We start from the raw sequence: 12,416 nt of genomic DNA on the forward strand, positions 1-12,416 counted from the left end.
CTTTCGTCTCGATCTCTGCCTGGCTCTAAACGATGGCAGAGATTGCCTACCGCAGCGCCGCGGCTATGTTGCCGCCGTCGACCGTCGTCACATCGGCGGTCGTCCGGTCGGCCAGGGCGTGATGCAGGAAGGCCTGCGCCACATCCTGCGCCGTCACTTCCTGGCCGAGCAGATTGCCGGACATGTAGTCCTTCTCCGACACGCCGCGCGCGCCCGAGCGGCTGGCGATCATCGCGTCCGTCAAAAGACCCGAGCGGATGCGGTCGGCGTTGACGGCATTCGAACGGATGCCATGGGCGCCGTAGTCGAGCGCGTATTGCCTGGACAGGAACAGCGTCGCCGCTTTCGGCACGCCGTAGGCGCCGAACTTCGGGCCGGGGTTGACCGCCTGCTTGGAGGTGTTGAACAGGAGAGCGCCGCCGGTGCCCTGTTCGAGCATGATGCGCACGGCGTTCTGCGCCGCCGACTGATGGGCGAAGAAATTGAGCTCGAAGCTCTTGCGCAGCAGCGCATCGTCAAGCTCGCCGATGCGGCCTTCCCACGCAGCACCCGCATTGGACACCAATATGTCGACGCCGCCGAAGACGGCAACAGCCTTGTCGAATGCGGCGCGCATCTGAGCCGGGTCGGTGATGTCGGCGCCAACGCCGATCGAATTGTTGCCGGCTTTCCTGGCGGCATCAGCGGCCTTTTCGGCGTCGAGATCGACGACGACAGCATGGGCGCCATTGTCGGCGAACAGTTTTGCGGTCGCCGCGCCGATCGCACCGGCGCCGCCGGTGATCAGCACCACTTGTCCAGTCAGCGGCTTCGGCTTGTTAGAGGCAAGCTTGGCCTGTTCCAGCGACCAGTATTCGAGCGGGAACAGGTCGGCCTTGGACAATGGGTGGAAACGGCCGACCGCCTCGGCACCGCGCACCGCCTCGATCCACATCTCGCCGACGTCCGATGCGATCCTGGCGTCCTTCAATGTGCGGCCATGGCCGAACATGCCGAGCCCCGGCACCAGCGTCAGCCGCGGCATGGGATCGAGCATGGTGCGCTTGACGTCGTCGAGCGCGTCATTGGTCTCGAAATAGGCACGATAATCCTTGGCGAAGGCATCGACATGACTCTTGATCACCGCCTTGTAGTCACCGACCTTGTCGGCGTCGGGCGCCGGCACCGCCATCGGTCCGGTCTTGATGCGGATCGACAGATCCGGCGTCGACACGCCACGTTGTGCATAGTCGGCGATCTCTGCCGAATTGATGAAATCGACGATCGCGTCCGAGGAACGGAAATCGCTAATCATGCGGTCGAAGCGGCCTTCGCCGCGTGGCGCCGCGACAGCGCCGCGCAGCATGGGCGCGATCGCCGCCGGTGACGCGAGCCTTGCCGGCAATGCCGCCTTCGCAGCCTTGGGCTTGGCGTGCTTGGCCACATAGTCCTCGGCGACGTTCACATAGTGGATCATCCGGTCATAGGCCTGCCTGGCGTCGTCGCCGAAAGTGAAGATGCCGTGCTTGTCGAGGATCAGGCCTTCTACCGCAGGGTCGGCGTCGAAGACGTCGGCCGCCGCCTTGGCGAGGTCGAAGCCTGGCATGATGTAGGGCACGTAGCCCATCTTTGCTCCGAACACCTTTGCCACCAGCGGTTTGCTGTCTTCCTGATCGACAATGGCCAGGATGGCGGTCGAATGGGTGTGGTCGACGAATTTGTGCGGCAGGAAGGCATGCAGCAGGGTCTCGACCGATGGGTTGGGCGAGGCGGGGTCGATCAGGTTTGCCCGCTGCAGGGCGACCATGTCCTCGTCGGAAAGCCTGTCCAGCTTGCGCGCCTTGAGCAGGGCGCCCATCTTGACGGCGGGTAGGCCCTGCGGCTCGATGACGGCCATGTCCCAGCCGCTGCCCTTGACGCACAGCACGTCCCACTCGTCGCCGACGAGGTCGGTCGCCTTGATCTTGCAGGAGGTGTTGCCGCCGCCATGCAGGACCAGCTGTGGCACGCCGCCCAGAAGCCGCGTCGTGTAGACACGCAAGGCCAGGTCGCGGCCGACGCCCTTCTTCGCATAGTCGGCAACGAGTTTTTCGGCCGCGTCGTCGTTCCACAGGTTCTTCATGTTCGCTTCGTCCAGTTGCTGTTTTTGATGGTGAAACAGGAATGCCGCGACGCCTTGATGACAATGCGTCGGCAAAGGGTTGGTTTCAGGATGCCTTTTCTGCTGACGCTCCGGCATGATCGAGCAGCCGCTGCGCCATATGCGCGCCGACCACCAGATGCGTGCAGAGGCCGCCGGCGATTGCCGCGAGCAGCGGCTCGAACTTGCTGTCTTCCTGCACGACCATCAGCCGCTTCCCGATGACGCGCAGTGAAGCAAGCCCCGCTGAGATGACCCGCCGGTTGTAGCTGCAGTCGAGCAACTCGCCACCGGCATCGATGATCTGCCCGGCAATGACACCGGCGGCACCTTCCTTGCGCAGTGCCGCCATCTCGGCTGCCGTCAGCGCACCACACTTCACCAGGTGGCTGTCGGCATCGACCGCGCCGATGGAATAGAGCGCAAGATCGCAGTCGCTGATCCCGGCAAGCTGGTCACGGATCACCGGCTCGGCGCGCAGGCCTTGCGCCAGTTCCTCGGTCGACAGCACCAGAGGTGCGTAGAAATTGAGGCCCTTGGCATTGAGCCGCCGCGCGATTTCCATGGTGCACTGGTCGGGCCGGTAGGAATAGGGCGCGCCAAGATTGCCGCAGAGCTGCACCACGGTGACGTCCTGCAGGTCGGCATAGGACATGATGTCGGCGATGGTGTAGACGGTGCGGCCCCAGGCGACGCCGATGCGGTCGCCCTTCCTGACGAGTTCCAGGAAGACGCTTGCCGCCAGCACCGCGATATCGATCGAGGGATCGGCGAGGTAGGCGTTTTCCGGCGCGATCCAGACGGCGTCGAGCTTCAGGGCATCTTCCAGCCTGCGCGCCATGATGTCGTCGGTGAAGAGCTGCGTCGAGGTCGAGATGTTGACGATGCCTGTCTCGCGCGCCTTGCGCAGATACATGGCGACGGAAGCGCGCGAAATGTTGAGCTGATTGGCCACTTCGTCCTGGCGAAGCCCATGGGCATAGTAAAGCCAGGCCGCCTTGTGGATGAGCTGTTCTGCCGGTCGGATCGCCATGCCGCCTCCTCGGCTGACATTAGTCACGGCTCTCGACAAAAGTCAAATTTGGATGAGCAAGAGGGATCTTCTGCCGGCGCGGCTCAATCGAGATCACCGTTCCAGCAAGTCGGCGCAGTATAGCATTCTCAGCCCTTCTGGGGGATAGCGTGACGACGAGCCTAAGGTTAGAAAGTTCGAAAAGACTTTGGGGAGAACGGGATGGCCAATCCCTACGAACAGGATCTCGACAGGAACGCCGCCAACCACCAGCCGCTGACGCCGCTCACCTATCTGGAGCGCGCTGCAAAGACTTATCCCGACCACATCGCCATCATCCATGGCGGCCAGCGCATCAGCTACCGCGATTTCTGGCGCCGCTCGCTGAAGCTCGCTTCGGCGCTGCACCAGCACGGCATCGGCAAGGGCGATACGGTGACCGTCATGCTGTCGAACACGCCGCCGATGCTGGAGGCGCATTTCGGCGTGCCGATGACCAAGGCGGTGCTGCACTCGCTCAACACGCGCCTCGACGCCGCGGTCATCGCCTTCCAGCTCGATCATGCCGAAACCAAGGTGCTGATCGTCGATCGCGAGTTCTCCGGAGTCGTGCGAGAAGCGCTCGATCTGGCCAAGGTCAAGCCGCTGGTCATCGATTACGACGATCCCGATTACGCCGCTGACGCGCCCTATCCGAAAGGCGAGCGGGTCGGCACGGTGGACTATGAGGCCTTTGTCGCCAATGGCGACGAGGAGTTCGCCTGGTCGATGCCCGACGACGAATGGGACGCCATCTCGCTCAACTACACGTCGGGCACGACAGGCAATCCCAAGGGCGTCGTCTATCACCACCGGGGTGCGGCGCTGATGGCCTACACCAACACCATCCATGCCGGCATGGCCAAGCATGCGGTCTATCTCTGGACACTGCCGATGTTCCATTGCAACGGCTGGTGTTTTCCCTGGACGCTCGCGGTCCAGGCCGGCACGCATGTCTGCCTGCGCTGGGTGCGGCCGAAGCCGATCTATGACGCCATCGCCGACCACAGCGTCACGCATCTGTGCGGGGCGCCGGTCGTCATGTCGGTGCTGATCAACACCAGGGAGGAGGACAAGCGCGCGTTTGCGCAAACCGTCACCTTCAACACGGCGGCCGCGCCGCCGCCCGAAGCCGTGCTGTCGGGGATGGCCGATGCCGGCTTTGCCGTCACCCACCTCTACGGATTGACCGAAACCTATGGTCCGGCTGTCGTCAACGAATGGCATAATGGCTGGGACGCGCTCGACAAAGGGGCGAGGGCGGGCAAGAAGGCACGGCAGGGCGTGCGCTACGCCGCGCTCGAAGGCCTGACGGTGATGGACCCCGAGACCATGGCCGAGACCCCCGCCGACGGCGAGACCATCGGCGAGGTCATGTTCCGGGGCAACATCGTCATGAAGGGCTATCTGAAGAACCGCAAGGCGACCGACGAGGCTTTCGCCGGCGGCTGGTTCCACTCCGGTGATCTCGGCGTCATGCACCCCGACGGCTACATCCAGCTCAAGGACCGCTCCAAGGACATCATCATCTCCGGTGGCGAGAACATTTCCTCGATCGAGGTCGAGGACGCGCTCTACAAGCATCCCGCCGTCGCCTCCTGCGGCGTCGTGGCGCGCCATGACGACAAATGGGGCGAGGTGCCTGTTGCCTATGTCGAGTTGAAGCCGGGCAAGGTGGCGAGCGAGGCGGAGATCATCGAGCACTGCCGGACGCTGCTCGCCCGCTTCAAGGTGCCGAAAGCGGTGATCTTCGCCGAGATACCGAAGACCTCGACCGGCAAGATCCAGAAATTCCGGCTGCGGGAAATGGCCAAGGTCGCCTGAAGCCGTCCCGCGCATTTTCGAGAGAATTATTTTCAGTCGCCCGCATCCTGGGGGCACCTTGTGACGTCTATGGGATGTCACCATCTGTCACCTATCGTACGCGTACATCGAATCCGCGTTGACACAGTGCTCTTTTCGATTTACGAGTGATGAAAATCGAAATTCGTCACTCGTTATTTGACAGAGAGCTATGTCCGAAGCCGCCAACATCGTCGCCGACGTCGCCCGACAGGAAAATGTGACGCGCATTCTCGATTGCGCCGAGCGCCTGTTCCGCCACTATGGCTACGGCAAGACCAATGTCGCCGACATTGCCCGCGAACTCGGCATGTCGCCGGCCAATATCTACCGTTTCTTTGCCTCCAAAGTCGAAATCCACCAGGCCGTCTGTGGCCGGATGCTCGGCGCCAGCTACAAGATGGCCTACGAGATCATGCACCTGCCGGTCAGCGCCGAGGAGCGGTTGCGGCGTTACGTGCATGCGCAGTACAAGATGACGATGGAGGTCATGCTCGACGACCAGAAGGTCCACGAGATGGTCATCGTTGCCCTCGAGCGCGACTGGGGCGTCATCGACAAGCATGTCGACAGCATCCACGATCTCTTCGCCGAGGTGATCCGCGAGGGCATCGAGGCCGGCGAGTTCAGGAAACAGGACCCGGTGACCGCGTCGCGCTGTTTCGGTGCCGCCACCGTCATCCTGTGCCATCCGCAGATGGTGGCGCAGTGCCTCGCCAAGACCAATCGGGCGATGCCCGACGACCTCATCGATTACGCAATCAGAGCCTTGAAATAGCCGCCGCCAGCCGGTGCCGGTGTCGACAGTCCGTCTCCAGTCGGGAGTATCAATATGTTTTTGCCCAGTTCCATCCTTCGCAAGCTGCCAGCTGCCGGCCTGATCGTCGCATCGCTTGGGCTCGCCGGCTGCTCGCAGGAAAAAGCGGAGGTGAAGGACATCATTCGCCCGGTCAAGGTCGTCGAGATCGCCCAGGCCCATGACACGCGCACGCTGTCCTATTCCGGATCGGTGCGCGCTCGCACCGAGAGCACACTGGGTTTCCGGGTCAATGGCAAGATCACCGAGCGTCTCGTCGACATCGGCCAGCGCGTGGCGCCTGGCGATGTGCTGGCCCGTATCGATCCCTCCGACTATGACCTGTCGGTCAAGAGCGCGCAGGCCGCGCTGGATGCCTCCGAACGGCAGGTCGAGACCGTCGAACTCGCCCGCAAGCGCGCCGAGCAGCTTTTCGCCAAGAACTTCGCGCCGAAATCGCAGCTCGAACAGGCAACGCTGACCTATGACCAGGCCGTCGCCACGCGCGACTCTGCCCGCTCGACGCTTGCCCAGGCCAGGAACCAGGTCGGCTATACCGACCTCAAGGCCGACAGGGACGGCATCGTCACGGCGGTCAACGCCGATGTCGGCCAGGTGGTCGGGTCGGGCACGCCGGTGGTCACCGTCGCGGTCGATGGCGAAAAGGAAGTGCTGATCGCGGTTCCGGAAATGGAGATCGCGCAGTTCAAGCCGGGCAAGGACGTCAAGGCGGGCTTCTGGTCCGATGCCGCTCTGGCGCTCGACGGCAAGGTTCGCGAGGTCGCCGGCAGCGCCGATCCGCAGTCGCGCACCTTTGCCGTCCGCGTCAGCCTTCCCAACGACCCGCGCGTGCTGCTCGGCATGACCGCCAATATAGAGGCGTCGGCGGCCAATGAAAAGCAGCTCGTTTCTATCCCACTGAGCGCGCTCGCCGAGAAAGACAGCCAGTCGATCGTTTGGACGGTCGATCGCGGCGCCGACACGGTTCATGCCCGTCCGGTCAAGGTCGCCAAGTTCGCCGCCGATGGCGTGCGTGTCGCGGAGGGATTGAAACCGGGCGATATCGTGGTCGCCGCCGGTACGCAGTTCATGACCGAGGACCTGAAGGTGAAACTCGCCGGCGGCATCACACAGCAGTCCGCCTCGGCCGAGGGCGGGGACGCCAGCCAGTTGCGCTGACGACAGACAGGTCGGCCGCGCGTTCCCGCGGCCGCAGGTTTCCGGGCGGCGTGCCCGAAAGGTCGAGACGTCAAGGCCGATGTACCCCCGCATCGACCCTCGCGTCCCACCGCGATGAGTGTCTCTCCGCTCGAAGAGCGACGCCGCCCGGAAACCAGTATCGAACGCAAATGATTTCGTTTCGCGCGCCGCGCTTCTTCGTAGCACCTTCCTCGAAGCACAAGGGCGCCGGCAACCAAGCAAAGTGGACCACCACCGATGACGACCTCCACTGAAGAAAAGCGGCCCTTCAATCTCTCTCGTTGGGCAATCGGCCATCCCTCCATCGCCCGCTTCCTGTTCGGGCTGATCATCATCGCCGGCGCGCTCGGCCTGATGCGCATGGGCCAGAAGGAGGATCCCGACTTCACCTTCCGGGTCATGGTCGTGCAGGCGATCTGGCCGGGCTCCTCGATCCAGGAGATGGAAGACCAGGTCGTCAACAAGATCGAGCGCAAGCTGCAGGAGACGCCGCATCTCGACTTCGTGCGTTCCTTCACCCGCGCCGGCAGCGCCATCATCACCGTCCAGATCAAGGGCGACACCAACGCCGCCGAAGTGACCGATGCTTTCTATCAGGTGCGCAAGAAGGTCGGCGACATATCGGGCGACCTGCCGCAGGGTCTGCTCGGCCCCTATTTCAACGACGAATTCGGTGACACCTTCATCACGCTGCATTCGATCAGCGGCGACGGCTTCTCTTATCCCGAGCTGAAGAAGTTCGCCATCCAGGCGCGCGATATGCTGTTGACGACGCCTGGCGTCGAAAAGGCGGTCATCATCGGCGACCAGCCGGAAAAGCTCTACATCGATGTCTCGTCCAAGGCGCTGGCCGAACGCGGCCTGACGCTGACCGACGTGCAGAACGCGATCAAGGGCCAGAACAACGTCGACCCGGCTGGTTCCGTCGACACCGGCGTCAATTCGGTGCGCATTTCGGTCGAAGGCGACGTCGCCAAGGCCGCCGACATCCGCGAGCTGCGCCTGCGCGCCGGCGGTCAGGTCACCCGGCTTGGCGACATCGCCACCGTCACTTCGGGGCTGGAAGACCCCTTCCAGCGCAAATACCGCTTCAATGGTCACGACAGCGTGCAGCTTGGCGTCGTCATGGCCAAGGGTTTTAAAGTCACCGACGTCGGCAAGGATGTCGAGGCGACCTACAAGCACTTCGAGGAAGCGCTGCCCTATGGCGTTTCGGTCGACCAGATTTCCGACCAGCCGGGCGTCGTTACGGACGCGGTAGCCGAATTCATGCATGCGCTCGGCGAAGCGCTGCTGATCGTGCTCGTCGTCTCGTTCCTGTCGATCGGCTGGCGCTCAGGCCTGGTGATCGCCATCGCCATACCGCTGGTGCTCGCCGCCACCTTCGCCATCATGTACGAGATCGGCATCGACCTGCAGCGCATTTCCCTGGGCGCGCTGATCATCGCGCTCGGCCTGCTCGTCGACGATGCCATGATCGTCGTCGAGATGATGGAGCGCAAGCTCGAGGAGGGGCTGGTCAAGATCGAGGCGGCAAGCTTCGCCTATTCCTCGACCGCCTTCCCGATGCTGACCGGCACGCTGATCACCACCGCCGGCTTCATCCCGGTCGGCTTCGCCGCTTCGACGGCTGGCGAGTATGTGCGCACCCTGTTCTATGTCGTCGGCATCGCGCTGATCGTGTCGTGGTTCGTGGCGGTCTATTTCACGCCGTGGCTCGGCCATATGATCCTCAAGCAGCGCAAGCATGCCGGCAGCCATCACGACGCCTTCGACACGAGCTTCTATCGTCGGCTGCGTGCCACGGTCGGCTGGGCCGTGCGCCATCGCATCATCGTCCTGGTGATGACGCTGGTGACTTTCGGCACCAGCCTTTGGGCGTTCCAGTTCATCCCGCAGAATTTCTTCCCGCAATCGTCGCGGCCGGAAATCCTCGTCGACCTCTGGCTGCCGGAAGGCACCAGCATCAAGGAGGTCGAGACGCAGGCCAAGGCCCTGGAAGCCAAGATGATGGACGACAAGGACAAGCGTTTCATCGCCACCTATATCGGCGAGGGCGCCCCGCGCTTCTTCCTGCCGCTCGACCAGCAACTGCGCAACCCGAATTTCGCCCAGTTGCTTGTCATGGCCAATGACGAGCCGGCGCGCGAGCGGCTGATCGTCAAGCTTCGTACGGTTCTGGCGCAGGATTTCCCATCGATCCGTGCCAAGGTCGACCGCCTGTTCCTCGGACCGCCAACCGGCTGGCCGGTGCAGATGCGTGTCATGGGTCCGGACCGCCAGGAGGTGCGTCGCATCGCCGACCAGGTGAAGGCGAAGTTCCGGCAGGATCCGCTGCTCGGCGCCGTCCATGACGACTGGCTGGAGCCCGTTCCGGCGATGAAACTGGTCATCGACCAGGATCGCGCCCGTGCGCTCGGCGTCACCTCGCAGCGCATCCGCCAGATGCTGCAGGCCACGATGTCCGGCGCGCCGCTAGACGATTTCCGCGACGGCGAGGAGACGGTATCCATCGTCGCCCGCGAACCGGATGCAAGCCGCAGCCTGCTGTCCTCGGTCGACTCGGTCTATATCCCGACCGATTTCGGCGGCTTCGTGCCGCTGTCGCAGGTCGCCAAGGTGGTGCCTGTGCTGGAGCAAGGCATAGAGTGGCGCCGCGACCGCCTGCCGACGATCAGCGTGCGCGCCACATTGCCCGACGGCGTGCAGTCCAACGACGTCGTCACCAAGATGTACAAGGACATGCAGGGCCTGCGTGACGGCCTGGCGCCCGGCTACAAGATCGAGATCCAGGGCGGGGCCGAGGATTCGGCCGAAAGCCAGGCTTCCATCGCCGCCAAGGCGCCGATCATGCTGGCCATCATCGTCGTGCTCCTGATGATCCAGCTGCAGAACTTCGGCAAGGCGATGCTGGTGCTGGCGACCGGCCCGCTCGGTATCATCGGTGCTGCCGCCGCTCTGCTGATCAGCGGTGCGCCGTTCGGCTTCGTCGCCATCCTCGGCGTCATCGCACTGCTCGGCATTATCATGCGCAACTCGATCATCTTGGTCGACCAGATCGACCAGGACATCGCCAGGGGCATGGACCGTTCCGAAGCGATCATCGGCTCGGCGGTGCGCCGCTTCAGGCCGATCGTGCTGACGGCGATGACGGCTGTGCTGGCCCTGATTCCGATCTCGCGCGCCGTGTTCTGGGGCCCGCTCGCCTACGCCATGATGGGCGGCATTCTCGTCGCCACTGTGCTGACCATCCTGGTGCTGCCGGCGGGGTATGCGCTCTTCTTCGGACGGGAGCCGAAGAAGGCGAAGACCGACGAGCAGGCGCCGGAGCCGGAAGCGATCGAAGGCATTGAACGTCCGCAACTGGCGTTGGCGGCCGAATAAAAAAACCGGCCGGTCGAATTTGCGACCGGCCGGTTTTCCCTTAATGCAACAGTGGCTTGGGCCGCTTGGCGGTCAGACCATCAGATGACGAATACCCAATTGGCGATGAGCATGACCGCCACGCCGGCGACCAGCGTCAGATAGGGCAGCATGCCCGCCTTCCTGACCTTTAGATCGGCCGAGCTCATGCCGAGATCGGCCAGCATGTGGTCGGGGAATTTGCCCTTGTCCTGGATGTAGTGGCGGAAGCAGAACACCGGGATGATCAGCGCGGCGGTGATCAAGCCGGCCCACAGAGCCATCGGGTTCCAAACCTTGGCGCCTGCGCCCATGAAGATGGCGTTGACATAGGCGAAGATCGCCCCGATCCCCAAGAGCCAGCTAGGCGCTTTCCATGGCCGTGCGATATGGCCGTTGTCGATGCGGTGGATCCAGCCGGCATTGAGGTTGAGGAAGTTGAAGATGATGTAGCCGCAGTTCGACACGGCGAGGATGAAGAAGAAGCTCGTCGCGTCGGCCGAGGCGATGGCCAGCACGATCAGGTTGAAGCAGAGGTCGGTCCACATGGCCCGCGTCGGCGCACCGTGCTCGTTGACGTGGCTGAGATAACGCGGCAGCCAGCCGTCGACCGAGCCCTGGTAGAGCGTGCGCGAGGAGCCGGCCATCGCCGTCATGATGCACAGCACCAGCGCCAGGATCATCAGCATCACCAGGAGGCTGTGGATCAGCCTGCCGCCGCCGACCATGCCGGCCAGTGCATCCGCCACGCCGGAGCCGTCGACGATCGGCGTTGCCAGCATGCCGTTCAGGCCGAGCACGCCCTGGAAGGTGAAGGGCACCAGGATGAACAAGAGCATGCAGAGCAGGCCGGAATAGAAGATGGCCTTGAACGTATCGGTGCCGGGGTTCTTGAACTCCGACGTGTAGCAGACGGCCGTTTCGAAGCCATAGGTCGACCACGCGGCAATGAACATACCGCCGAGCGCCAATGTCCAGCCGGCAATGTTCCAGGAGCCCGGTTCGGGCGCGTAGGCGGCGGCCAGCGGCACCAGCGGCGAAAAGTTCGACCAGTCGATCTGGCCGGTGAAGATCGGCACCACGCCGACGATCAGCATCGGGATGATGACCAGCAGGCCGATATATTTCTGCACGCTGGCGGTGCCCAGGATGCCGCGATGCTGGATCGAGAAGATGATCAGCATCAGCACCGCGCCAATGAAGAAGGTGGCGTTGAGCGTGAACGAGACCGGTCCGAGCGTATGGCTCCACAGCGTCCAGTTACGGATCGCTGGTGTCGCGGCGGCCGTCACCGCGGTGATGGCATCGGCGGGAACCGTTCCGGCATGCGCGGCGATGTAGGCGACAACATCGGGCGAAGTTTCGGTGAACAGCGGCACCGGCGCCAGCGCGTTGAGGATATAGGCGGCGGCGATCGAGCAGCCGAGCGACAGCACCGGCGACCAGGCGAACCAGTTGCACCACACCGACAGCGGCGCGATGAACTTGGAATAGCGCAGCCAGGCGGTGGCGCCATAGATCGAGGCGCCGCCGGATTTGTTCGGGAACAGGCCGGCGATCTCGGCATAGGTAAAGGACTGCAGGAAGCCCATGATCATGGACACCGTCCAGATCAGGAAGGCCAGCTTTCCCGTCGTGCCGGCAATGCCGCCGATCGAGAACAGGACCAGCGCCGGAACGCCGCTCGCCACCCAGAAGGCGCCGCGCCAGTCGATATGTCTGAGCAGCTTGCTTTCGGCAGGCTGGTCCAGGACCGTACTTATCGTGCTCATGTCGATGAGTTCCCCTTTTTCGATGTTCCCCGCCAGCGATGCCTCGGCTACGCGAAGCTTGCTCCCCGGCAAATGATCGTTCCGGCCGCGGTGTTTCCACTCAGTCGTATTTTTTTCTTAACAGTGAAGATTGATCCGGCGCGCTTTCACGTCAAGCGATTTGTGAAACCATGCACATCACGCTTGCGCGTGCGGATGAAAAAGCGTCCGGCGGGGTGGCCGGCGGGCGCTTTG

At 63.4% G+C, this 12,416-nt stretch carries 7 protein-coding genes; 4 read left to right on the top strand and 3 right to left on the bottom strand.

From position 1 onward, the window contains the following. Nucleotides 1-46: 46 nt before the first annotated feature. Together O7A70_RS17395 and O7A70_RS17400 are read right to left on the bottom strand one after the other, a co-directional pair. Nucleotides 47-2,101, bottom strand: coding sequence for a bifunctional aldolase/short-chain dehydrogenase (locus tag O7A70_RS17395; RefSeq protein ID WP_337141465.1), 2,055 nt, complete (start codon nucleotides 2,099-2,101; stop codon nucleotides 47-49). An 85-nt stretch (nucleotides 2,102-2,186) separates the two neighbouring features. After that, a complete protein-coding gene (locus O7A70_RS17400; RefSeq protein ID WP_337141466.1) occupies nucleotides 2,187-3,152 on the bottom strand; it encodes a sugar-binding transcriptional regulator in 966 nt (321 codons plus the stop codon). Between the two features lie 201 nt (nucleotides 3,153-3,353). On the opposite strand from O7A70_RS17400, the gene O7A70_RS17405 reads away from it, so the two are divergent. From O7A70_RS17405 to O7A70_RS17420, 4 genes are all read left to right on the top strand, one after another. After that, nucleotides 3,354-4,994 (top strand): acyl-CoA synthetase, encoded by a 1,641-nt coding sequence (locus O7A70_RS17405; protein WP_337141467.1) that lies wholly within the window; start codon nucleotides 3,354-3,356, stop codon nucleotides 4,992-4,994. 190 nt (nucleotides 4,995-5,184) lie between these two features. Beyond that, nucleotides 5,185-5,790, top strand: coding sequence for a TetR family transcriptional regulator (locus O7A70_RS17410; RefSeq protein WP_337141468.1), 606 nt, complete (start codon nucleotides 5,185-5,187; stop codon nucleotides 5,788-5,790). A gap of 54 nt (nucleotides 5,791-5,844) precedes the next feature. Then, nucleotides 5,845-6,987 (top strand): efflux RND transporter periplasmic adaptor subunit, encoded by a 1,143-nt coding sequence (locus O7A70_RS17415; protein WP_027142247.1) that lies wholly within the window; start codon nucleotides 5,845-5,847, stop codon nucleotides 6,985-6,987. Nucleotides 6,988-7,245: 258 nt separating this feature from the next. Continuing rightward, on the top strand, nucleotides 7,246-10,392 hold the full coding sequence (locus O7A70_RS17420) for an efflux RND transporter permease subunit (protein ID WP_337141469.1): 3,147 nt from the start codon (nucleotides 7,246-7,248) through the stop codon (nucleotides 10,390-10,392). Nucleotides 10,393-10,472: 80 nt separating this feature from the next. Here the strand turns inward: O7A70_RS17420 and O7A70_RS17425 are convergent, their stop codons facing one another. Further along, nucleotides 10,473-12,182, bottom strand: a complete 1,710-nt coding sequence (locus tag O7A70_RS17425; protein WP_337141470.1) for an APC family permease — start codon at nucleotides 12,180-12,182, stop codon at nucleotides 10,473-10,475. Nucleotides 12,183-12,416 lie beyond the last annotated feature (234 nt).

The sequence above is a fragment of the Mesorhizobium sp. Cs1299R1N1 genome, assembly GCF_037179655.1.
Lineage (GTDB): Bacteria > Pseudomonadota > Alphaproteobacteria > Rhizobiales > Rhizobiaceae > Mesorhizobium > Mesorhizobium salmacidum.

Coding starts and splice junctions, on each gene's coding strand:
- O7A70_RS17395 (WP_337141465.1), bottom strand. CDS start 2,101: ATGAAGAACCTGTGGAACGACGACGCGGCCGAAAAACTCGTTGCCGAC.
- O7A70_RS17400 (WP_337141466.1), bottom strand. CDS start 3,152: ATGGCGATCCGACCGGCAGAACAGCTCATCCACAAGGCGGCCTGGCTT.
- O7A70_RS17405 (WP_337141467.1), top strand. CDS start 3,354: ATGGCCAATCCCTACGAACAGGATCTCGACAGGAACGCCGCCAACCAC.
- O7A70_RS17410 (WP_337141468.1), top strand. CDS start 5,185: ATGTCCGAAGCCGCCAACATCGTCGCCGACGTCGCCCGACAGGAAAAT.
- O7A70_RS17415 (WP_027142247.1), top strand. CDS start 5,845: ATGTTTTTGCCCAGTTCCATCCTTCGCAAGCTGCCAGCTGCCGGCCTG.
- O7A70_RS17420 (WP_337141469.1), top strand. CDS start 7,246: ATGACGACCTCCACTGAAGAAAAGCGGCCCTTCAATCTCTCTCGTTGG.
- O7A70_RS17425 (WP_337141470.1), bottom strand. CDS start 12,182: ATGAGCACGATAAGTACGGTCCTGGACCAGCCTGCCGAAAGCAAGCTG.